The organism is Arsenophonus nasoniae DSM 15247, assembly GCF_000429565.1.
GTDB lineage: Bacteria > Pseudomonadota > Gammaproteobacteria > Enterobacterales > Enterobacteriaceae > Arsenophonus > Arsenophonus nasoniae.
Genome location: NZ_AUCC01000005.1, coordinates 44,843 through 67,179, shown reverse-complemented (window position 1 = coordinate 67,179; position 22,337 = coordinate 44,843). Strand labels below are relative to the sequence as shown.

Below are 22,337 nucleotides of genomic sequence, written 5' to 3'. Positions count from 1 at the left end.
AAGGATTTAATAATTCAATTTTTATGTCATGTTTTGATATAATTTATGACTAAATTAAAGCGTTATTGAGCTGACCAAATAATACCACTGACCTTCCAATTAGCTAAAACATCATTTGATGGCACTAAATTTTTAGGTCCACTCCATTTGCCAGTAAAACGATATATGACATGGCTAGATTGGGGAGAAACACAATTTATGGTTAACATATTGGTTTGATTAGGATCAGGGTAACAACTACCTTGCACCGCATTTTGGTAGATTTGCGAAAATGGTATGCCTATTTGTGTATCCCACACTGTTTTAATATCTTCATCCATAATTTCAATTCGTTTAACTTCGCCCTTTTCAATACCATAAATGACTATCTTTTCTTGATCATTTTTTATACCTTGAAAAAGAGACATTAACTGCCCCTGTTCAATTTGCATTCCAGAACGAAAATAGTATCGGTCATCTAACGCTGCAACAATAATCTGTTCTTTCATCGGGGTCATTTTATTAATCTGACCAACACCAGTTGCAGAAATTTTAACTGAACTAGCAAACCAATTCATGGGATATAAACTTGACCATGAAATACTGCTACATCCGGTTAGTGATAATAGACTTGTTACAAATGACACTCTTAACCAATTTACTCGGCTGTTCCCAAAAAGTTGTGGCATAAAACCCCTTAAATCAATTTGCAATATAATAAAAAAATTAATAATTTTATTTAAAATATGTTTATAATATGCAAAGTTAACAGCATGATAGAATACAAGTCAATAATCTACCCAAAAGCAAGTAAAACAAGCCTTTTTCAACGATAAGGGCAAATTAATTTTTATTAATCTGACAATTTTGAAATAACTCAGCAATACCGATAAAAAAGTTTTCCAAAAAATAAATTAATAATAATTTTGTATCAAAAAAGAGAAATATTGCTATCATCAAATTAATCGAATTGCTCACTCAAATGCCTGATCATCAATTAATCGTTTAGTATATAAAATATTTTCCTGCTGTAACTCTTCGTAAGCCATTTTCTCACACATACAGATGGTAGCATCATTTTCTTCGGGTACTAAAAACATAATTTGTGGGCAACCTTTAGCAATTAATTTTTTTTCTAAACGACTAATTAATGCATTGGCAATCCCTCTACCACGATATTCAGGGTGAACAGCTAAATAATATGCAGAGCCTTGATAACCATCGTATCCTCCCATGACAGTACCAACAACTTCACCTGCCATTTCAGCAACTAAAAAAAGATCTGCGCCCGATAGCATTTTACGCTCGATATCCGCGAGGGATAAAGATTTGCATTCTTATTATTTAAACAAGAATGATAGTAGCAAAATAAAATGAATTAGATAGCGCCGAAAATGTTGATTTTATGCCCCATAAATCATTATTTCACTTTTAAATAATTTAATTTATTTAAAATAAATCAAAGGGTTATAACTTAAACCTATTATTCTATTCACTTAACTCCGTGTTCGATAGCTTTTTAATACCAAGTAATTTAAATTTACTAAAATAATAATACCAGTACTAAATAATGATAGAATTTTATTCTTTAAAATTAATTTTATATTAAATCCATTCTGACGATAAGAAAATAGATAAATACTTCCGCTTTTTAACTGAAATTGTTGAGACTAACTTTATTACCCAATAATTATAGTATTAACCATAGACTCAAACTGGCAACAACGACAGTTTTTAAATAGACTGCGATTTGCATACTTAACTAACGGAAACATGCATCACTCTACTATTAGTATCAATAAGCAATCATGTTTAATATTTTGCTAGCGTTATTGCCATACTATCAGATCCAATCAATAACAAAATGCACTCAGACAGCATTAAGTGTATAATTAAACGCTAATCTCCTGCTCTAATAATAATCAAAATTAAACTTATGAATATACCTGATATTAATGCAGTGAAAGCATTTCTTCTCACTTTGCAAGATAAGCTGTGTCAACAACTTGAACATGTCGATAACAACGCTAAATTTGCCGAACAAAGCTGGCAACATAAACACAAAGGAGGAGGCCGTAGTCGTATATTAAAACATGGGACAATTTTTGAGCAGGCGGGAGTTAATTTTTCACATATAAGTGGTAAACAATTACCTGCTTCTGCTTCAGAAAATCGCCCACTGCTAGCAGGACGACGCTATCAAGCGATGGGCGTTTCTTTAGTGACTCATCCACTCAACCCATATATTCCAACAGCTCATGCTAATGTCCGTTTTTTCATTGCAGAAAAACCAGGTGAACCATCTATATGGTGGTTTGGCGGTGGATTTGATTTAACTCCCTATTATGGTTTTGAAGAAGATATTATACACTGGCATAAGACGGCACAGTCTGTCTGTTTACCTTATGGAAAAGAGATTTATCCGCACTATAAAAAATGGTGTGATCGCTATTTTTTTATCGAACATCGCAATGAACCACGGGGAGTTGGTGGTCTTTTCTTTGATGATTTAAACCAACCTGATTTTACTACCTGCTTTCACTTTGCTCAGGATGTAGGTAATGGTTTTCTTAATGCCTATTTGCCCATTGTTGAAAAAAGAAAAGAGATAGCTTGGGGTGAGCGCGAACGCCAATTTCAATTATATCGTCGTGGACGTTATGCAGAATTTAATTTGGTATGCGATCGAGGAACCCTATTCGGGTTACAAACTGGCGGTAGAACAGAGTCAATTTTAATGTCCTTACCACCACTGGTTCGCTGGGAATATAATTATCATCCTGAATCCAATTCAGATGAAGAAAAACTTTATAACCAGTTTTTAATTGCAAAAGAATGGGTATAAACCCGAACAGCACACTTATTTTTTAGCGTGCTGTTTGTTATTAACGTTTTTTAAGATGGGCGATTAGACGTTTGCGCTTACGCAGCTGCGTTGGCGTCAATTTATTTTTTTTACCGGCATAAGGGTTATCACCTTCTTTAAATTGGATACGTATCGGCGTCCCCATAACCTGTAATGTACGGCGAAAATAGTTCATTAAATAACGTTTGTAAGAATCGGGTAAATCAGCGACTTGATTGCCATGAATAACCACTATCGGTGGATTATAACCACCGGCATGCGCATATTTCATTTTCACTCTGCGGCCTCGAATTAGTGGTGGCTGATGTTCTTCTTCAGCCATCTTCATTATACGCGTTAATAATGCTGTACCCACTCGCCGTGTTGCCGATTCATAAGCTTCTTGAATAGACTCAAATAGATTACCCACACCACTACCATGCAACGCTGAAATAAAATGAACTTTAGCAAAATCAATAAAACCTAATCGTAAATCCAGCATATCTTTTACTGATTGTCGATCTTCCTGTGACATACCATCCCACTTATTGACTGCAATCACCAGAGAACGTCCCGCATTCAAAATAAAACCGAGTAATGATAAGTCTTGATCAGAAATTCCTTGCCGAGCATCAATAACAAGTAAAACAACATTAGCATCTTCAATTGATTGTAATGTTTTGATCACCGAGAATTTTTCGACGGTTTCAGTTATTTTTCCCCGTTTACGAACACCAGCGGTATCAATCAGTACATATTCACATCCATCCCGTTCCATCGGAATATAAATGCTGTCACGGGTAGTACCAGGCAGATCGTAAACAACGACCCGTTCCTCGCCCAAAATACGGTTAGTTAATGTCGATTTACCCACATTTGGCCGACCAACAATCGCTAATTTAATGGGTAGTGACCGCGGATCAAAGGCTTCTTCTTCACTACTTTCAAGCGCTACTTTCTCTTCCTGAGCCAGCCAATAAGCCGCATTGGCCTCCTCTTCCGATAATTCCATATCATTGGCTAATGTTTGCGGAGAATAGGGAGCAACCACTTTTTCAATCAGTTGAGTAACACCACGGCCATGGGATGCGGCAATCGGATAAATATCTCGCATACCAAGTGCATAAAAATCACCTAATACCGTATCAATATCCAAACCATCGGTTTTATTTGCTAGCAGGTAAGTCTCCTTCTTGCGACTGCGCAAATGTTTAGCAATCGCATGATCTGCCGGCATCAAGCCTGAGCGCACATCAACCATAAAAAAAACAATATCAGCTTCTTCAATCGCCAGTAAGGATTGGGAAGCCATATGGTTTTCTATTCCCTCTTCTGAACCATCGATACCGCCGGTATCGATAATAATGAATTCCTGCCCTGCAAACTCTGCTTTACCGTATTTTCGGTCACGCGTTAGACCCGGAAAATCAGCAACCAGTGCATCCCTAGTGCGAGTTAATCGGTTAAATAAGGTAGATTTTCCTACATTTGGACGCCCTACCAGCGCAATGACAGGTATCATTTTTAAGATGCCCCATAAAAATTAAAATCGGTATTCTGATTTCAATCTTCAGAATACTAAAAAAATAAAACGGCCGCGAAAATTAGCAGCCGTTAATTCTATCTGGAAAATAACAAAATGTCAGGAAATTAACGTTCAATCAGATATATGGTTCCATCTTTTGCCTGAATAAGCAATTTATCACCGGCAATAACCGGACGGCTGCGTAACCCCGAACTATCAACTTTATTTTGTGCCACAAATTGACCATCTTGGGTATCTAGCCAATGAAGATAACCTTCGCCATCGCCAACCACTAAATAACCATCATAAATAGCTGGTGCGGTTAAATTACGATGTAATAATGCATCTTGCGCCCATACAGTGACACCATCACTTTTACGAATTGCTAACACGCGATCATTTTGATCAACCAAGTAGATTATATCATTGGCAACAATAATATCATTCACCGATCCTAGATCACGCTTCCAGATAATTTGGCTAGAACGCATATCCATAGCCACTAAATCACCATTGTAGGCAATAGCAAAAATAGCGCCTGAATTGATATCAATAACTGGCGTCATATTGATATCGTGTAAACGATCAATTTCAGTTGCACCACGGATCTGAGAAATATATTGTTGCCAAGCAATCTGTCCTTGAGCAAGCATTACAGCACTAATACGACCACCATCACTACCTACAATCGCGACGCCATAAGCAGTAGCAGGCGCTGACTTTCCTCTGACTGATAATGTTGAAGTGTCTAAATTAATACTCCATTTACTCTGTCCTGTGTGCGCATCTAATGCTTGTAACACACCATTACTGGTATGGATCAATACCAAACCATCACTAACTACTGGCTGCGAAAGCGCTTCTCCGGCAACATCCGTTTCCCATGCCATTTCCCCATCAGCTTTATTCAGTGCAATAACTTTGCCGGTCTCTGTTCCTATATAAAGCTTATCCCCTGAAACCGTTAGTCCGCTGGAAAGTAATGCCGGCAAATTAGCGGTGAAAAAACCAACTTGTTGTGATAAATCAATTGACCATAATATCTCACCTGAATCAGCATCCATTGCTTTGACCGTTCCTTTACGATCTGCTGCATAAACAACAGAATCATCGTAAGCCGGCGAAAGTTGAGAATAATATTTTCCACTACCATCGCCTATCGAGCGGTGCCAAGTGATAGAAGGTCTAAATTGATTGTCAACCTCAGGTAGAGGAGACATCACTATGGAATCTTTTTCCGTTGAGCATCCCATTAATAATGTCACTGCCAATAAACCCACCAAGAGTGTTCTACCCAATTGCATATTAATATTCCTCTTAGTTTGGCAAGCTATTAATTTTTATTTTTAATATTGTCTTCATCATGTCAGCTCCACTTGATTCAATTCCTTTAGAATAAGCTGCGCGAGCACTGGCAATATCACCTTTTTTCAGTAAAATATCGCCACGAATATCTTCAACGATGCTACTCCATCCTTTATCCTGCACTTGCGTCAAACTAATCAGAGCCTGATCTGGCTTGTTCAATGCTAACTGTACGCGTGCCAATCTGACATTGAGTAAATCCTTAAGATCATCTACTTTGGCTATTGTTAATGCCTTTAGTAATGCTTTTTCTGCACCAGCAATATCATTTTTTTCCACCGCAATTTTAGCTAGCTCAATATTGGTCAATACACCATAAATATTATTTGTTTCATTAGCAAATTGCTCGGCAGCGGCCAGTGCTTGATTTGAACCGGTCTGCAATTGAGAAGAAATTTGCTCAAAAGATTGGGCACTTTCTTGCAAACTATTTGCCTGATGTGATTGCCAATAATTCCAACCAATAATCGCACCAACTCCGATAACTAGCCCAATTAATAACGCTTTGCCCTTATTGACAAAAAAACGTTTAATAGCATCGATCTGCTCGTTTTCAGTGGTATAGACTTCCACAGAGTCTCCTTTAACCTAAAAGTTCAACCAAACGTACAGCAATATTCTGCTGAGAAAGTTTTTCCTGTTCACCCGTGCGTAAATCTTTTATCGTGACTTCACCAGATTGATACTCATCTTCACCTAAAATTAAGGCAATTTTTGCCTGGTATTTATTTGCTCGAGCTAACTGTTTCTTAAAATTACCGCCACCGTGATGAGTCATTAATTTCAAAGCTGGCAGTTGATCGCGAATTTTTTCCGCCAGAACTAATATTGCCTGTTGACTTGCTTCACCACAAGCAACCAAATAAACATCAACTAAGGTACATTCAGCAACAAAATCGGGATTAATTTGGCGCACCAATAACACCATGCGCTCCATTCCCATCGCAAAACCTACTGCCGATGTCGCTTTTCCACCAAGCTGTTCAACCAGACCATCATAACGCCCACCAGCACATATCGTTCCCTGTGCACCTAATGCATCAGTAACCCACTCAAATACAGTGCGATTATAATAATCTAAACCACGAACTAAACGTTGATTAATTCGATATTGAACGCCTGCAGTATCAAGTAATTTGCAAAGTCCGATAAAGTGTTGTTTCGAGTCATCATCAAGATAATCAGCCAGTAATGGCGCATCATTAAGCAGTTTTTGCACGTCAGGATTTTTTGAATCAAGAATGCGTAATGGATTAGTCGATAATCGACGTCGGCAATCCTCATCCAATTTATCTTCATATTGTTGCAAAAAAGTGACTAATGCCTGACGATACTTTGCTCGTGCTGCTAATGAGCCAATCGAATTTAATTCCAGTGAAACATGTTTAGCAATCCCCAACTCACGCCACCAACGTGCCGTCATAATGATAAGTTCGGCATCAATATCCGGACCGGCTAAACCAAAAACTTCAGCACCCAACTGATGGAATTGGCGATAACGTCCTTTTTGTGGCCGCTCATAACGAAACATTGGGCCTAAATACCAAAGACGTTGTTGCTGATTGTACAATAAACCATGTTCGATCCCAGCACGCACACAACCCGCTGTATTCTCGGGACGCAATGTTATACTGTCGCCATCCCGATCATCAAAACTATACATCTCTTTTTCAACCACATCAGTGACTTCACCTATTGCGCGCGAAAATAATGCGGTTTGCTCTACAATGGGGGTTCGTATCTCACTAAAACTATAACTAGCAAGGATTTGTTTTAATTTGTTTTCAATTTTTTGCCAGAATTGAATATCGGCAGGAAGACAGTCATTCATACCGCGAATAGATTGAATGTTTTTAGCCACGTTATTTCTCTATTTAAAAATCTACCATAATATGGATTATAAAAGTGAATATTAACAGGGTGCAATCCATAAACAAAATTGGCTCACCATAATATTGAGCCAATATTACTAAACTACATATCTATTCGTTTGATATCAATCCGCTGATTTTCATCCAACATAGCAGCCTTTGCCCGAATTTTAGCTTCCAACTGTTCAATCATATCAGTATTATCTAAACGTTCTTTTTGACGAACACCGTCTTCATAAAATCCACTCTTTGCCCTTGCTCCGGTTACACCAAGGGTAGAAACCTCAGCTTCACCTGGGCCATTAACAACGCAACCAATAATGGAAACATCCATTGGGGTAATAATATCTTCCAATCGCTCTTCTAAAGCATTAACGGTACCAATGACATCAAATTCTTGTCGTGAACAGGTTGGACAGGCAATAAAATTAATACCTCGTGAGCGAATACGCAGTGATTTTAAAATATCAAAACCAACTTTAACCTCTTCAACGGGATCTGCAGCTAAAGAAATACGTAATGTATCACCAATCCCTTCAGCCAATAACATTCCTAGTCCAATAGCAGATTTGACCGAACCTGCTCGCGCGCCACCCGCTTCGGTAATACCTAAATGTAAAGGCTGATCAATTTTATCAGCCAATAAACGGTAAGCGCCTACGGCCAAAAAAACATCTGAAGCTTTAACACTAATTTTAAACTGATCAAAATTCAATCTATCCAATATATCCACATGGCGCATTGCCGATTCAACTAACGCTGCCGGCGTTGGCTCACCATATTTTTCTTGAATATCTTTTTCTAATGAACCACCATTAACACCGATCCGAATAGGAATATTTTTATCGCGTGCACAGTCAACAACCTGACAAATACGTTCTTCATTACCAATATTACCTGGATTGATACGTAAACAATCCGCACCATATTCAGCAACTTTTAGTGCAATACGATAATCAAAATGAATATCAGCAATAACCGGAACATTAACTTGTTGCTTAATGAGCTTAAACGCTTCTGCTGCATCCATTGTGGGTACAGAAACACGTACAATATCAACGCCCACTCGTTCTAAAGATTTAATCTGTTTGACTGTCGCTGCAACATCCGTTGTACGCGTGTTGGTCATTGATTGAACTGTGATTGGTGCACTATCACCAACAGGAACATTACCTACATAAATTCGTGTTGATTTACGCCTTTTTATCGGTGATTGATTATGCATATTACTCTCCCTCAACATCCATGTTTAATAATTTACGCTATTTCTATAATTGAAGCCATCGGATTGACGATGGCTTCTTATTTGTTCACAATTTATCATTATTTATAGATGTTGTCTTACAATATTCATTTACAATCCAGGCAATTTAAATTTAGCTGGACGATTAGCTTTAATAAAGCGATTTAGATCAACCGAATTACCTTTGAATAACAAATTAACATTGGCGGGTATGCCAATATTAAACTCATAAGGAGGTTCACCATTTAATTCAAGTTTCTGGCCTGCATTTTTCATACCGCTAAATAAAATCTTACCTTTAGCATCACGAACTTCTAACCAGCATTGCCCTTTAAAGTTCATCACAATCCCATCGTCCGATTCTAAACTAGCAGCATCAGTATCAGCAGGGGTTTCTTCTGCCCTACTCCGCTCTGGATGACTATTATTGGTCATACTGCCTGGCAAGGGTACTGTTTTTACTTCTGTCGGATTGACTGACTCAGTATTAACATTTTTATCACTATTTTTTAGTGTTTCAGAAGTTAATGGAGATTGAGGTGCCGGAGAGATGACATTATTCGCTATCGCTGAAGTTACCGGTGGGATACTAGTTTCTGTTGACGATGTATTAACATTATTTTGTTCAATAGCGTTTGCGGTGCCAGCGGTAGAAGAAGGTGGATCTGACGGTATTTGTATAGCATTCGAGCGATTCTGTTCAGCCATAGTGGCAATTTCTTGTTTTTGTACTTTATATCCCTGCCACCACCAAATACCTACCATAGCAATACAAATAATGATAATAAGCCAGGTAAATTTCATTAACCAGCCTTCCCGTTTTTTGCGGGTCTTTCCTAGGGAATAACTTTGCATAGGAGAAACTACTGCCGCTTTTGCTGGTGTATGTTTATCCAATAATTCAAGAATTTCTTTTTCTGGAATTTTCACTAATTTTGCATAAGAACGAATGTAGCCACGCAAGAAAGTAGGATCAACACTATGGGAGTTGCTGTCTTCCTCTATCTCACGTACGGTGCATACTTTTAAGCAAAGTCGTTCGGCAACGATTTCTCGGGAAAGACCTAGCGTTTCCCGTGCCTGCAATAAACGTTGGCCAACGGTGATTTCTGTTTTTTCTGTTTTAGGTTTGCTATTCATTCGCGGAACTATTGGTCTTTTCTGAGTTTTAACATCATGAAGGCTTTATAAAAACTTCATCTATCAAGTTAATCAAAAACCTTCATACCGATAATATTTCTTAGCTTATTTTGGAAATATTTTGACAATTAAGCCCTCTACGTTCTTCTTCTTTCCTCAGTTTAATCATCTCCTCAGATATATTTTTAGAGCATAAAAAGTCTAAATAATACGCTCGCATACTTGTATTATTGATTGCGGATGAACGAATTGCCACTTTAAAATATTTTAATGCTAAGCCTGATTGCTTTTGCTGACGCATAATGACCGCCATTCCTAAATTAGCAATCCCATTTTTTGGTTCTGCCAGCAGTATTTTGTCAAAATGATAAGATGCTGCTGGATAATTCCCTGCTGATAGATAAGCAATGCCTAGCTGTGTTCGTGTCACAATCGCAATATCAACGTCTTTATTAATACTAGTACATCCTATTAATAAACCCACTAACAATAGAATATTAATGATAGATATCCTTATCATATCACTCTCATTTATTTATATAGCTGGTAATAAAAGGAATTCTGCTATCTAATTTCCTTCATTTACATAATGAACATTCAGACTGCTTTTACTATAATTGGTTCACCACCCAGGCGTTTTTTCAATGTTCGTTTAGTTCGATCAATAACATCACCCGCTAATTGACCGCAGGCCGCATCAATATCATCACCACGCGTTTTACGCACAATAGTAGTAAAACCATATTTCATCAATACTTTGGCAAAACGATCAATACGGCTATTGGAACTGCGACTGTAAGGTGCTCCAGGAAATGGGTTCCAAGGAATTAAATTAATTTTGCTAGGTGTATGCTTAAGACATTCAGCTAGCTGATGCGCATGCTCAATACTATCATTCACACCATTTAGCATGACATACTCAACAGTAACACGTCCCTGATTAGCATTAGATTTAGTTAGATAGCGCCGAACACTCGCCAGAAAAGTTTCAATGTTGTATTTTTTATTAATAGGTACAATCTCGTCACGAATTTCGTCAGTCGGTGCATGCAAGGAAATGGCTAAAGCAACATCAATCATATCACCTAATTTATCCAGGGCAGGTACAACACCAGAAGTCGATAAAGTCACTCGCCGTTTTGACAAGCCAAAGCCAAAATCATCCATCATAATCTCCATTGCTGGAATAACATTGTTGAGATTTAATAGCGGCTCTCCCATTCCCATCATCACAACATTAGTAATTGGCCGCCGACCACTGGATTTCAAAGAACCAATAACTTTAGCAGCGCGCCACACTTGGCCTATGATTTCTGAAACGCGTAAGTTACGATTAAAACCTTGCTGCGCCGTTGAGCAAAATTTACATTCAAGCGCACAGCCAACTTGAGAAGATACACAAAGTGTCGCGCGATCATCTTCAGGAATATAGACTGTTTCGACTTGTTGCTCACCGACGGTTATTGCCCATTTGATGGTGCCGTCAGTAGAACGCTGCTCTTGCGCAATTTCAGGTGCCCGAATTTCAGCAGCTTGCTTTAATTTATTCCGCAGCACCTTATTGATATCTGTCATCAAATCAAAATCATCATAACAGTGGTGATAAATCCATTTCATTACCTGATCGGCGCGAAATGGTTTTTCCCCCGTATCACTAAAGAACTGCCGCATCTGTTTACGATCCATATCCAGCAAATTGACTTTTGTTGATTTACTGACAGGAGAAAAAGAAGGCACACACTGCGCTGCTGTTTTAGATTGAAACATTTTTATTGCCTCGTTATTACACTTTTCGGCGAAAGCTGTAGGTTTTATAACAATTAACTTTATTTATGGGACTAAATATTATTTTTAATAGCATTATATGCCATAACCTTGCCAATAAATCACTTAACAAGGTATGGCATTTTACAAACTTTATTAATATTTTGCTAATGATATCCTATTTCTGTTTGTTAACAGGGACATATTTCGTCGTCAGTAAAGAAAAAAGCAATTTCTCGTTCTGCGGACGCGACAGAATCAGAACCATGTACTGCATTTGCGGTAAAACTATCTGCATAATCAGCACGTAGTGTTCCTGCCAATGCCTTAGAGGGATCCGTTGCTCCCATTAAATCACGATAACGCTGTATAGCATCTTTGCCCGCTAAGACTTGCAACATAATGGGGCCTGAGATCATAAATTCGACTAATCCAGCAAAAAAAGGCTTATCTTTATGCTCAGCATAAAAACCTTCAGCCTGTTCACGATTTAAATGCACCATTTTAGCTGCAATAATTTCGAATCCAGCTTGCTCAAAACGGTTATAAATCGCACCAATTACATTTTTTTTAACCGCATTTGGCTTAATAATTGAAAACGTACGTTGCATCGTCATTAGAAATCCTCTTAGCTATTATTTTTCATCATGATATTTTTGCCTTGCATCCATACTGCCTGCCAAGAAAAAGATTTATCATCATTTTTATTAAGGCAAAATAGCTGGCTATTATAGATATTGGCAATTCAATTGCCCACTTGACGACAAATTTTGTTAATTTTTTTTATACAATTTTTTTATTTTTTTAGCTTAAATCACATTTTTCTAAAATTTAAAACGATAAATACGATTAAAAAGATAATCAGCCCAATTCTTTTTTTTATGTTGTAGGCTTAGATAAATTTAAATATAAAAATTAGCTAGGTATAAATAAGGGAATAATAATAGGTAGCCAAATTTAACAATTTTTAATAGCAATCATGTTATTACGCAACCAACCACCTATTTTACGTTGATAAAATGGTTGCGTATGATGAATAATAAAATGATCAATACCTGTGCCGTTAGGTTGCAAAAAATAAAAATCAACTGACTGATTATCTTCAAGATAATTAAGTACTAAGTTCCCTAACTGCGGAATTAATTGTTGCCCTTCCTTTTCATAGCCAAGACTAATTTCTAAAGCAATCAGCATAACCGGCACCCCTGCTGTTGTATCATCTTTCGCTTGGAGTAAAAAAGCACGGCGTATGATTTTATATTGTTGGAAAAAATGACACAGCCCACTAATTAATTTTGGCGGTAACGTTTCAAATATGCTCAATTTAATAGTACTATCGCCTGGCACTGTAATTGTTGTCATCAGTGCAGATTGATTAATTTTATCAGCCGCCATTTCAGCTTCCTTCATAATTAATACTCTCTTGCTAACTAATTATTTACCAAAAAAATAAATTTCTTGGTAAATAATCATAAAAAAAGCTATTTTGCCTTTTTCAGTAATAAACTAGCAATAGTTCTGACACCAATGCCGGTTGCGCCTTCCGCCCATAAACTCATGGCAGATTTACGATAAGTCGCTGAACAATCGATATGCAACCATCCCTTATGATAATTTTCAACAAAATGTGATAAGAAAGCCGCGGCGGTGCTGGCGCCAGCAGTATGAGAAGGTGATGCAATATTATTGAGATCGGCAAAAGCAGAAGGTAATTGGCGACGATGAAATTCCGCTAAAGGTAAACGCCAGAAGAGTTCATTTTCCATTTCTGCCGCAGACATCAATTCAGCCACCAATTTGTCATCAAAACTTAATACTGACTGATAATCGTTGCCTACTGCCATTTTGGCTGCACCGGTTAATGTTGCAGCGTCAATAATTAATGCTGGTTTTTCTTTACTTGCATCAATCAATCCATCAGCCAAAACCAGTCTTCCTTCCGCATCAGTATTCATAATTTCAACAGACTGGCCGTTACGGTAGCGAATAATATCACCTAATTTAAAGGCATTACCACTCACCATATTATCAGCAATACAGAGGAAAAGTTTTACTCGTTGTTTTAAACCTCGACTTATTGCTAAGGCTAACGCCCCAGTTAGCATAGCTGCTCCGCCCATATCTGCTTTCATTGAATTCATAGATGAAGAGGGTTTTATGCTATAACCACCAGAATCAAACGTAATACCTTTTCCAACCAAACAAGCAAATACCGGCGTTTTTAAATTGCCAGTTGGATTATAATCCAGCACGAGTAATGCAGGTGGGCGGCTTGAGCCACGACCTACGGTATAAATTCCACTATATTTCTGTTTTGCTAACTCGTCACCCTGAATGATACGGTAGTTAATATTATCCTTTATTGTTTCACATAATAAGTCGGCGCTGCGCTGCGCTAGCTGCGCTGGCGCTAATTCTTCAGCCGGTGTGTTAATAATATCGCGTACCCAATCAATAATTCGTATGCGGTACTGGAGCTCTTTTTTTTCATTTGCTGATAAATTTGGCCATTCAATAGAACGCGCTCCTTTAGGTGCTCTAAAACCTTGCCAAAATGCCCAGCTTTTTTCCAAGTCCCAGTCATTCCCTACTAACATGACGTGATGAATACCTTGGCTATCCAATCTACGACCGGCACTTTGGATCGCACACAATTTTGCTTGTGGCTTCAAATGAATGACTATCCCTTGCTCACTGGAACTAATTAATGCATTCTTTCCCCAACAAGGCGCCGCTGCTTGATAAGATAGCGAGACCTGCATGATCTGCTTTTCCATTCCCTCTTCCCACCTTAGTTTGTCATATGTGTTTATGGAATAATTGATGAATATAGGATATTAATAATAGAGGTTATCATGAGTTAATACATTGCACGATGAATGATAGTAATAAAAAAGCTGGCAATTCCAGCTTTGTAGATAATTGTTAGTTTAATCAGTCATTATTGATACTCATCAAGCCATACTAATAGAATAGCTTCCAGGATCTTTTCATTTGAAGCTTGCGGATTGTCATTAAATCCGTCTAGTTGGCAAATCCACTGATGCATATCGGTAAAACGAACCGTTTGCGGGTCAATATTAGGATATTTATCATAGAGTGCCTCTGCAATTGTACGGCTATCAGTCCACTTTAAACTCACCATCCCCTCCTGCAATTAAATGTAAGGATCAATGTTCTCTGGCATGATTAATCGTATATTTAGGAATTTCTATGACCAGATCTTCATTAGTCACGATGGCCTGACAACTTAACCGGCTCTCAGGCTCTAACCCCCATGCTTTGTCCAACATGTCATCCTCTAGTTCAGAACTTTCTTCCAGTGAATCAAAGCCTTCACGCACAATACAGTGGCAAGTTGTACAGGCACAAGATTTTTCACAAGCATGTTCAATATCAATGCCACTACGTAAAGCAGCATCAAGAATAGATTCACCTTTCTCTACTTCCACAACCGCCCCTTCCGGGCATAACTCTTTATGCGGTAAAAAAATTATCTTTGGCATTATCATATCTCGTCCACAGAATGACCCGATAATGCTTGACGAATAGAGATATCCATACGTCTAGCAGCGAAATCCTGTGTTTGCTTATCCAGTTGTTTAATTGCATTTTCAATTGCCACAGAGGAGCTTCCCTGTGTACAGTTAATTAATTCATTTACAGCCTTATCAATCGCTGCTTTTTCTTCTTTATTCAATAAATGAGCATCTTTTTTCAATGCGATCATTAAACTTTCTATTAGCCGGTTGGCTTCAACTTTCTGCTCGGCAAGACGACGCTCTAGCATATCATCTTGCGCATTAACGATTGAGTCAGTGATCATATTAGCAATTTCTTCGTCAGTTAAACCATATGAAGGTTTAACTTGAATCGAAGCACTGACACCCGTTGATTTTTCTACTGCGCTGACACTCAATAATCCATCGGCATCTATTTGAAAAACGACCCGAATATGCGTGCTTCCGGCAGGTAATGGCGGTATTCCACGTAGGGTAAAACGCGCTAAGGAACGGCAATCATTAACCATTTCACGTTCGCCTTGTACAACATGAAATGTCATGGCTGTTTGCCCATCTTTGAAGGTAGTAAATTCCTGCGCCTTAGCAATAGGCAGTGTCGTATTGCGTGGGATCACTTTTTCAACCAATCCTCCCATGGTTTCTAAGCCAAGTGACAAAGGGGTAACATCGAGTAACAATATTTCACTATCCGGTTTATTACCGACTAAAATATCAGCCTGAATAGCCGCACCAATAGCAACAACTTTATCCGGATCAATTGAAGTTAAGGGGGTGAGGCCAAAAAATTCCTCAACCATAGAAAGTACCAACGGTACCCGCGTCGAACCACCCACCATCACAATCTGCAAAATATCATCAATATCAATTGCGGCATCTTTCAATGCACGACGACTGGTTAATAAAGTGCGTTTGACCAATGGCTGAATTAATGTGTTCAACTGCTCTCTTGATAAGGTTCCTCGCCAACCATTGATTTCAATGTCAGTATAATTAACATCCGTTAATGCTATTTTAGCCTGACTAGCGATATTTAAAATTTGCCGCTGTAAGCAATGGTCTTGGCGATCTGTTATACCCGCTTGTTGATATATCCAATCCACCAGAAGATGATCAAAATCATCTCCGCCGAGCGCTGTGTCTCCGCCCGTTGCTAACACTTCAAATACGCCACGCTGCAACCTAAGAATGGAAATATCAAAAGTCCCACCACCCAAATCATAAACAGCAATTACGCCCTCTTGTTGTGAATCTAAACCATAGGCAATAGCCGCCGCAGTAGGTTCATTCAATAAACGTAAAATCTGTAATCCGGCCAAACGCGCTGCATCTTTAGTTCCTTGACGTTGCGCATCATCAAAATAAGCAGGCACGGTGATCACCACACCTTCTAATCTACCATTCAATGTTTCTTCTGCCCGCTGTACCAACGACTTTAGTATCTCAGAAGAAACTTGAATAGGATCAACTTGCCCTATGGCTGTGTGGATCAGCGGTAAGCCATTTTTACTTGCTGTCAATTGATAAGGTAAATTAGGATAACGTTGCTGGATCTCAGTCAATGAGCGCCCCAATAAGCGCTTAGCTGAAATAATGGTATTAGCCGGATCTTGTTCCACTTTTGCTTTCGCTTGCTTACCGACTGTAATCGCGGTTGGTTGGTAACTGACGATAGAGGGTAGCAATTCACATCCGGCTGAATCAGGTAGTGTTTCTGCTTTTTTGTTGCGAACCGTTGCAATCAAGGAATTTGTTGTACCTAAATCAATACCAGCCGCTAAACGGCGTTGATGCGGCATCGACGACATGCCCGGCTCTCTAATTTGTAATAATGCCATAAAATTTACTCTAAAAACGATTGAATAAACGCTCTTCCAATTGTTCAACTTGTTGCTGCAACTTATCGAGAAATCGAAGTTTGCGAACAGTATCTGCTGCCTTTACCCACTGTTCTTCATTTAGTTGTTTTTCCATTTCCTGTAAGTAACTTTTTATTGTTTTAGCTAAACCAGAGGAAAATAAGGCTAATGCCTCTTCTGCTTGCTCACTGGTTTCGATACACGCCAATTCTTCACGCAGCGCAAGCTGCTCCATTAAAAACGCCGTATCATGCATAGTATATTGCTCATTATTGATATCAATATCATATAAAGTCAGCATATATTCAGCACGTTTCAAAGGGTGTTTTAAGGCTTGATAAGCAGCATTAATTGTCGCAGCCTGTTGAAGTGCACCTAGTTTGTCACTCTCAGGTTGGTTAGCAAAGCGATCAGGATGATATTGACGCTGTAATTCCTGATAACGGTAAGTTAATTGTTCAAGGTCAATAGAATATGAAAATGCCAGACCGAAAAGGGTAAAATAATCCATAAATGCTCTAGATTGAAAATATCAAACAGACGGTAGGAAATTTATGTCACAGCCGTCGTCTATTCAGTTTTAGGCTTATCAAATAATAAACAAACTCTCATACGTTAAAGCTTTCACCGCAGCCACATTCATTTTTGCTATTCGGATTGTTAAACTTAAAACCTTCATTAAGACCTTCTTTAACAAAATCCAATTCTGTCCCATTGAGATAAATCATACTTTTACCATCAATGATAACTTTCACGCCTTTGTCTTCAAATACGGTATCATCTTCATTAATCACATCAACAAATTCAAGCACATAAGCCATACCTGAACAGCCAGAAGTCCTAACGCCCAAACGTAAACCTTCACCTTTTCCTCGGTTATGTAAGAAAGTCAGAATACGCTCTGCCGCATTTTCTGTCAGAGAAATTGACATACAACACCTCACAATCAAAACCAGTACAGGCGGATACGGTAAACAAAAGCAAACCGGTAGTATCACGCCTAAAAGGAATTTTTATATTAATTATTTGCTTTGCTGTTTATTTTTATAGTCCGCAATAGCCGCTTTAATCGCATCTTCTGCCAAAATAGAACAGTGAATTTTAACGGGTGGCAACTCTAATTCTTCTGCAATAGCCGTATTTTTGATAGTCTCTGCTTCATCCAGTGTCTTACCTTTCATCCATTCCGTTACTAATGAACTAGAGGCAATTGCTGAACCACAACCATAAGTTTTAAAACGCGCATCTTCAATAATACCTGCGTCATTAACTTTGATCTGAAGTTTCATGACATCACCACAAGCTGGTGCGCCTACCATCCCACTCCCGACCATTGGGTCATTATTATCAAACGAACCTACGTTACGTGGATTTTCATAATGATCAATCACTTTTTCACTATATGCCATATTGTCAACTCCTGAAACCGTCTATTCGTTTATTAATGATGAGCCCATTCAATGCTATTAAGATCGACACCCTGTTTATACATCTCCCATAGGGGAGAAAGATCACGCAGCCGACCTATCGCATTATGAATTAGCTGGATGGCATAATCGATTTCTTCTTCTGTCGTAAATCGACCAAAGGAGAAACGAATTGAACTGTGTGCTAACTCATCATTCATTCCTAAAGCTCTTAGTACATATGAAGGTTCAAGACTTGCCGATGTACATGCAGAACCTGATGAGACAGCCAAATCTTTAAGCGCCATCATCAATGATTCACCTTCCACATAGTTAAAACTAACATTGAGAATATGAGGAGCTCCGTTGGCCAGATCCCCATTAAGATAAACCTCTTCAATATTCTTAATACCGTTCCATAAGCGTTGGCGTAAGGCGCGTAATCGAAGAGATTCTACTGCCATTTCTGCTTTAGCAATCCGATAAGCTTCGCCCATTCCTACAATCTGGTGTACTGGTAATGTCCCTGAGCGCATCCCTCGTTCATGACCACCGCCATGTTGTTGGGCTTCAAGTCGAATACGGGGTTTACGACGTACATAAAGTGCGCCTATTCCCATCGGTCCATACAGTTTATGTGCTGAGAAAGACATTAAATCAATTTTTAGTTCATTTAAATCAATCGGTAATTTACCTACTGACTGGGTCGCATCAACATGAAAAACAATACCACGATTGCGGCAAAGCTCACCCATAGCGGCAATATCTTGAATAATACCGATCTCATTATTAACATGCATGATAGAAACCAGAATTGTGTCATCACGCATAGCGGCTTCAAGCTCTTGTAAATCAATAAGACCACTACTTTTTGGCGCAAGGTAAGTCACGGCAAAACCTTCACGCTCAAGTTGACGGCATGTATCCAAAACCGCTTTATGCTCGGTTTTGCTGGTAATGATATGTTTACCTTTTTTCTGATAGAAATTGGCAACCCCTTTCACAGCCAGGTTATCTGATTCAGTCGCTCCAGAAGTAAAAACAATCTCACGCGGATCCGCATTGATTAACTCAGCAATCTGATTACGTGCAATATCCACAGCTTCTTCAGCTTGCCAGCCAAAAATATGAGAGCGCGATGACGGATTACCAAAATTGCCATCCATAGTCATACACTGCATCATTTTTTCAGCGACACGAATATCAACCGGTGTGGTCGCCGAGTAGTCTAAATAAATCGGTAGTTTCATTAACTCACTAGCTCCATAAGACGAAAAACGTCTCAAAATTTTATTACTTTGCAATTACTCTATTTTGCAGAACCTTTTAATTTATGCTCGCATATTAATAATGGGTTCGGATTGAGGAGTCACTCTCACATGATGTTTATCGCTATCTTGACGATCAGCAACTTCTTGTACTTCTTGATTATTGACCAATTCTTCTAAGCTAATATTACTAAGAAAACTGGTAATACGGTCACTTAAATCACGCCACAGTGCATGGGTCAAACAACGCTCTCCACCTTGGCATCCTTCTCTTCTTCCGTGACAGCGAGTTGCATCAACAGACTCATCAACAGCCGAAATAACTTGAGCGATAAAAATAGTTTTCGCGTCGCGACCTAATAAATATCCGCCGCCAGGGCCACGGACACTGGCAACCAGTTCGTTTTTGCGAAGTCGAGAAAACAGTTGCTCAAGATAAGAAAGCGAAATTCCTTGGCGTTCCGATATATCAGCCAATGGCACCGGCCCAGTCTTTGAATGCAATGCCACATCCAGCATGGCTGTTACTGCATAGCGTCCTTTAGATGTGAGTCTCATAATATATCCCCATAGTTAAATGTGACAAAAATTGTGTCATTCCTGAGTATTTTAGTCAACTATTTAACCTAGTAATTTACTCAACTATTATTTATGCCATTTTTCAATTGATGTGAGAACACCACGTAAAATATGGAGTTCCTGCACTTCAGGATGCGCTCGAGTAAATAAACGCCGCAATTTATTCATGATTTGTCCAGGGTGACGCTTTCTGATAAATCCAGATGCATTGAGCACTGCTTCAAGGTGGATATAAAAACGTTCTATATCCTCAATTGGCGGATATTGTACCTTATCTTTATTATCTACCGCGGATTTTTTTTCATTTATTGCCAGGTATGCCATACGAATTTCATAACTGATCAATTGAACAGCCATTGCCAAATTGAGTGAACCATATTCAGGATTTGTTGGAATGTGAAGATGATATTGACATTTCTGTAGTTCTTCATTGGTTAAACCAACACGTTCGCGGCCAAAAATAATAGCCACCGGAGAATTTATTGCCTGATGGATGGTTTTTTCGCCACATTCTCGCGGCGTTACTTGTGGCCATGATAAAGTACGAGCACGCACACTGGTTCCAATTACCAAATTGCATCCAAGTAAAGCTTGCTCTAATGTCTCCACGATAGTCGCTTGACCAATAACATCACTGGCGCCAGCAGATAATGCAATGGCTTGTGAATCGGGCAAAATGAGTGGATTAACTAAGTATAAATTAGTCAGTCCCATCGTTTTCATCGCACGGGCAGTTGAACCCATATTTCCGGTATGCGAGGTTTCAACCAAAATAATGCGAATATTTTTTAACATGATTGTCTTTATTTGGCGTTGATCATTAGGCTATTCTACCACAATCATAGTCATGTTGACGAATCTCTGTTATACTGCCGGCTTCGCTTAATCCTTGTTCTTTAACATTCCAGTGGAAATAACCCATGCATCCAATGCTAACTATTGCTATACGAGCAGCTCGCCAAACAGGTAACTTTATTGCTAAAAGCTATGAAAAACCCGATTCTATCGAAATAATGGCAAAAGGCCAAAATGATTTTGTGACCAACATTGATAAAAAAGCAGAACAAATTATTATTGAAGTCATCCAGAAATCTTATCCTACTCATACCATTATTACGGAAGAAAGTGGTCAAATAGTTGGTGAGAAAAATGATATTCAGTGGGTTATTGATCCGTTGGATGGCACAACCAATTTTACTAAACGTTTACCCCATTTTTCCGTTTCTATCGCGGTACGTATTAACGGTCGTACAGAAGTCGCCGTCGTTTATAATCCTATGCTTAATGAGCTATTTACTGCAGTACGTGGGCAAGGAGCACAATTAAACGGTTACCGCCTGCGTCTTAAAAATAGCCATGAATTAGAAGGGGCAATCATTGCCACGGCTTTTCCTTTCAAAGCGAAACAACATTCAGCCGCATATATTAATATTATCGCTAAACTGTTTAAAAAATGCGCCGATTTTCGCCGTACTGGTTCAGCCGCTTTAGACTTAGCTTATGTTGCTGCTGGTCGCGTCGATGCCTTTTTTGAAATTGGCTTAAAACCTTGGGATTTTATGGCTGGAGAACTATTAGTACGTGAAGCAGGTGGGGTTATAACTGACTTTGTTGGCGGTCATAATTATCTATCATCGGGCAATTTGCTGGCAGGCAGTCCACGTATGGTGAAAAAAATGGTACTAGAAATGCAGAGTGAGTTAAGCGATTTATTAAAAAGCTAAAAAATAAGAATAGCTATAGCCAATATTTATATTTAATTAATAATGTCTGGATAGCGTGGTTATATCATTAACTCGTTTGTGGCAGTTCTCAAAATAGTAGGAATTTGCCACAACGTTACTGGTTAGAGAAACTGGCAAATATTTTCCAGATTGGCTGTTATTGTTGATGCCGCCTTACCCCTTGATTGTCTACTTAAACCCCCTATCCCTATTTAGGTATTAAGGGGTATTTAATAAATGTTTTTAGT

Annotated in this window: 23 protein-coding genes and 1 pseudogene; 2 read left to right on the top strand and 22 right to left on the bottom strand. The window is 38.7% G+C overall.

The genetic code is table 11. The features are described 5' to 3' along the window. Positions 1-62 precede the first annotated feature (62 nt). Positions 63-668, bottom strand: coding sequence for an RpoE-regulated lipoprotein (locus G468_RS0102310; RefSeq protein ID WP_026821730.1), 606 nt, complete (start codon positions 666-668; stop codon positions 63-65). A 285-nt stretch (positions 669-953) separates the two neighbouring features. Beyond that, positions 954-1,292 (bottom strand): annotated as a pseudogene (locus G468_RS19490) (GNAT family acetyltransferase); the annotation flags it as partial. A 623-nt stretch (positions 1,293-1,915) separates the two neighbouring features. Here G468_RS19490 and hemF point away from each other — a divergent pair. Then, positions 1,916-2,824: an oxygen-dependent coproporphyrinogen oxidase gene (hemF, locus tag G468_RS0102295; protein ID WP_026821729.1), complete on the top strand. Its 909-nt coding sequence runs from the start codon at positions 1,916-1,918 to the stop codon at positions 2,822-2,824. Between the two features lie 40 nt (positions 2,825-2,864). Here hemF and der read toward each other — a convergent pair whose 3' ends face one another. The 20 genes from der to trmJ all read right to left on the bottom strand — a co-directional run bounded on the left by der (position 2,865) and on the right by trmJ (position 21,160). Further along, a complete protein-coding gene (gene der, locus G468_RS0102290; RefSeq protein ID WP_026821728.1) occupies positions 2,865-4,346 on the bottom strand; it encodes a ribosome biogenesis GTPase Der in 1,482 nt (493 codons plus the stop codon). 128 nt (positions 4,347-4,474) lie between these two features. Beyond that, positions 4,475-5,653 (bottom strand): outer membrane protein assembly factor BamB, encoded by a 1,179-nt coding sequence (gene bamB / locus G468_RS0102285; RefSeq protein WP_026821727.1) that lies wholly within the window; start codon positions 5,651-5,653, stop codon positions 4,475-4,477. A 13-nt stretch (positions 5,654-5,666) separates the two neighbouring features. Beyond that, a complete protein-coding gene (locus G468_RS0102280; RefSeq protein WP_026821726.1) occupies positions 5,667-6,287 on the bottom strand; it encodes a YfgM family protein in 621 nt (206 codons plus the stop codon). Between the two features lie 10 nt (positions 6,288-6,297). Continuing rightward, the gene (gene hisS, locus G468_RS0102275; protein WP_026821725.1) at positions 6,298-7,575 is read right to left on the bottom strand and encodes a histidine--tRNA ligase; all 1,278 of its coding nucleotides are present in this window, start codon (positions 7,573-7,575) and stop codon (positions 6,298-6,300) included. 113 nt (positions 7,576-7,688) lie between these two features. Then, positions 7,689-8,810, bottom strand: a complete 1,122-nt coding sequence (gene ispG, locus G468_RS0102270; RefSeq protein WP_026821724.1) for a flavodoxin-dependent (E)-4-hydroxy-3-methylbut-2-enyl-diphosphate synthase — start codon at positions 8,808-8,810, stop codon at positions 7,689-7,691. A 129-nt stretch (positions 8,811-8,939) separates the two neighbouring features. Further along, entirely contained in the window at positions 8,940-9,968 is a 1,029-nt protein-coding gene (gene rodZ, locus G468_RS0102265) for a cytoskeleton protein RodZ (RefSeq protein ID WP_026821723.1), read from the bottom strand. A 100-nt stretch (positions 9,969-10,068) separates the two neighbouring features. Then, positions 10,069-10,488, bottom strand: a complete 420-nt coding sequence (locus G468_RS19485; RefSeq protein WP_071846842.1) for a hypothetical protein — start codon at positions 10,486-10,488, stop codon at positions 10,069-10,071. Between the two features lie 77 nt (positions 10,489-10,565). Further along, positions 10,566-11,735: a dual-specificity RNA methyltransferase RlmN gene (gene rlmN / locus G468_RS0102255; RefSeq protein ID WP_026821722.1), complete on the bottom strand. Its 1,170-nt coding sequence runs from the start codon at positions 11,733-11,735 to the stop codon at positions 10,566-10,568. A gap of 188 nt (positions 11,736-11,923) precedes the next feature. Further along, complete coding sequence (gene ndk, locus G468_RS0102250; RefSeq protein WP_026821721.1) at positions 11,924-12,349, bottom strand: nucleoside-diphosphate kinase; 426 nt, start codon at positions 12,347-12,349, stop codon at positions 11,924-11,926. Positions 12,350-12,689: 340 nt separating this feature from the next. After that, complete coding sequence (locus G468_RS0102245; protein ID WP_081700606.1) at positions 12,690-13,142, bottom strand: enhanced serine sensitivity protein SseB C-terminal domain-containing protein; 453 nt, start codon at positions 13,140-13,142, stop codon at positions 12,690-12,692. Between the two features lie 71 nt (positions 13,143-13,213). After that, positions 13,214-14,509 carry an aminopeptidase PepB gene (gene pepB, locus G468_RS0102240; protein ID WP_026821719.1) on the bottom strand — a complete coding sequence of 432 codons (1,296 nt, stop codon included), beginning with the start codon at positions 14,507-14,509 and terminating at the stop codon, positions 13,214-13,216. A 164-nt stretch (positions 14,510-14,673) separates the two neighbouring features. Further along, a complete protein-coding gene (gene iscX / locus G468_RS0102235; RefSeq protein ID WP_026821718.1) occupies positions 14,674-14,874 on the bottom strand; it encodes a Fe-S cluster assembly protein IscX in 201 nt (66 codons plus the stop codon). 28 nt (positions 14,875-14,902) lie between these two features. Continuing rightward, positions 14,903-15,238 (bottom strand): ISC system 2Fe-2S type ferredoxin, encoded by a 336-nt coding sequence (fdx, locus tag G468_RS0102230; protein ID WP_026821717.1) that lies wholly within the window; start codon positions 15,236-15,238, stop codon positions 14,903-14,905. Between the two features lie 2 nt (positions 15,239-15,240). After that, the gene (gene hscA, locus G468_RS0102225; RefSeq protein ID WP_026821716.1) at positions 15,241-17,091 is read right to left on the bottom strand and encodes a Fe-S protein assembly chaperone HscA; all 1,851 of its coding nucleotides are present in this window, start codon (positions 17,089-17,091) and stop codon (positions 15,241-15,243) included. Positions 17,092-17,101: 10 nt separating this feature from the next. Next, positions 17,102-17,623, bottom strand: coding sequence for a co-chaperone HscB (gene hscB / locus G468_RS0102220; protein ID WP_026821715.1), 522 nt, complete (start codon positions 17,621-17,623; stop codon positions 17,102-17,104). Between the two features lie 97 nt (positions 17,624-17,720). After that, on the bottom strand, positions 17,721-18,044 hold the full coding sequence (gene iscA, locus G468_RS0102215) for an iron-sulfur cluster assembly protein IscA (protein ID WP_026821714.1): 324 nt from the start codon (positions 18,042-18,044) through the stop codon (positions 17,721-17,723). Between the two features lie 90 nt (positions 18,045-18,134). Beyond that, entirely contained in the window at positions 18,135-18,521 is a 387-nt protein-coding gene (gene iscU, locus G468_RS0102210; protein WP_026821713.1) for a Fe-S cluster assembly scaffold IscU, read from the bottom strand. 32 nt (positions 18,522-18,553) lie between these two features. Continuing rightward, positions 18,554-19,768, bottom strand: coding sequence for an IscS subfamily cysteine desulfurase (locus G468_RS0102205; protein WP_026821712.1), 1,215 nt, complete (start codon positions 19,766-19,768; stop codon positions 18,554-18,556). Positions 19,769-19,849: 81 nt separating this feature from the next. Next, positions 19,850-20,344, bottom strand: coding sequence for a Fe-S cluster assembly transcriptional regulator IscR (iscR, locus tag G468_RS0102200; RefSeq protein ID WP_026821711.1), 495 nt, complete (start codon positions 20,342-20,344; stop codon positions 19,850-19,852). 87 nt (positions 20,345-20,431) lie between these two features. Further along, on the bottom strand, positions 20,432-21,160 hold the full coding sequence (trmJ, locus tag G468_RS0102195; RefSeq protein ID WP_026821710.1) for a tRNA (cytosine(32)/uridine(32)-2'-O)-methyltransferase TrmJ: 729 nt from the start codon (positions 21,158-21,160) through the stop codon (positions 20,432-20,434). 125 nt (positions 21,161-21,285) lie between these two features. Between trmJ and suhB the strand changes: the two genes are divergently transcribed. After that, the gene (gene suhB / locus G468_RS0102190) at positions 21,286-22,089 is read left to right on the top strand and encodes an inositol-1-monophosphatase (RefSeq protein ID WP_026821709.1); all 804 of its coding nucleotides are present in this window, start codon (positions 21,286-21,288) and stop codon (positions 22,087-22,089) included. Positions 22,090-22,337: the final 248 nt, after the last annotated feature.

What these genes read in the sequence shown, in the direction of transcription:
- hscB (WP_026821715.1), bottom strand. Translation starts at nt 17,623, where the DNA reads ATGGATTATTTTACCCTTTTCGGTCTGGCATTTTCATATTCTATTGAC.
- trmJ (WP_026821710.1), bottom strand. Translation starts at nt 21,160, where the DNA reads ATGTTAAAAAATATTCGCATTATTTTGGTTGAAACCTCGCATACCGGA.
- bamB (WP_026821727.1), bottom strand. Translation starts at nt 5,653, where the DNA reads ATGCAATTGGGTAGAACACTCTTGGTGGGTTTATTGGCAGTGACATTA.
- hscA (WP_026821716.1), bottom strand. Translation starts at nt 17,091, where the DNA reads ATGGCATTATTACAAATTAGAGAGCCGGGCATGTCGTCGATGCCGCAT.
- rodZ (WP_026821723.1), bottom strand. Translation starts at nt 9,968, where the DNA reads ATGAATAGCAAACCTAAAACAGAAAAAACAGAAATCACCGTTGGCCAA.
- hemF (WP_026821729.1), top strand. Translation starts at nt 1,916, where the DNA reads ATGAATATACCTGATATTAATGCAGTGAAAGCATTTCTTCTCACTTTG.
- ispG (WP_026821724.1), bottom strand. Translation starts at nt 8,810, where the DNA reads ATGCATAATCAATCACCGATAAAAAGGCGTAAATCAACACGAATTTAT.
- iscA (WP_026821714.1), bottom strand. Translation starts at nt 18,044, where the DNA reads ATGTCAATTTCTCTGACAGAAAATGCGGCAGAGCGTATTCTGACTTTC.
- iscU (WP_026821713.1), bottom strand. Translation starts at nt 18,521, where the DNA reads ATGGCATATAGTGAAAAAGTGATTGATCATTATGAAAATCCACGTAAC.
- iscR (WP_026821711.1), bottom strand. Translation starts at nt 20,344, where the DNA reads ATGAGACTCACATCTAAAGGACGCTATGCAGTAACAGCCATGCTGGAT.
- rlmN (WP_026821722.1), bottom strand. Translation starts at nt 11,735, where the DNA reads ATGTTTCAATCTAAAACAGCAGCGCAGTGTGTGCCTTCTTTTTCTCCT.
- G468_RS19485 (WP_071846842.1), bottom strand. Translation starts at nt 10,488, where the DNA reads ATGATAAGGATATCTATCATTAATATTCTATTGTTAGTGGGTTTATTA.
- pepB (WP_026821719.1), bottom strand. Translation starts at nt 14,509, where the DNA reads ATGGAAAAGCAGATCATGCAGGTCTCGCTATCTTATCAAGCAGCGGCG.
- fdx (WP_026821717.1), bottom strand. Translation starts at nt 15,238, where the DNA reads ATGCCAAAGATAATTTTTTTACCGCATAAAGAGTTATGCCCGGAAGGG.
- G468_RS0102245 (WP_081700606.1), bottom strand. Translation starts at nt 13,142, where the DNA reads ATGAAGGAAGCTGAAATGGCGGCTGATAAAATTAATCAATCTGCACTG.
- suhB (WP_026821709.1), top strand. Translation starts at nt 21,286, where the DNA reads ATGCATCCAATGCTAACTATTGCTATACGAGCAGCTCGCCAAACAGGT.
- ndk (WP_026821721.1), bottom strand. Translation starts at nt 12,349, where the DNA reads ATGACGATGCAACGTACGTTTTCAATTATTAAGCCAAATGCGGTTAAA.
- der (WP_026821728.1), bottom strand. Translation starts at nt 4,346, where the DNA reads ATGATACCTGTCATTGCGCTGGTAGGGCGTCCAAATGTAGGAAAATCT.
- G468_RS0102205 (WP_026821712.1), bottom strand. Translation starts at nt 19,768, where the DNA reads ATGAAACTACCGATTTATTTAGACTACTCGGCGACCACACCGGTTGAT.
- G468_RS0102310 (WP_026821730.1), bottom strand. Translation starts at nt 668, where the DNA reads ATGCCACAACTTTTTGGGAACAGCCGAGTAAATTGGTTAAGAGTGTCA.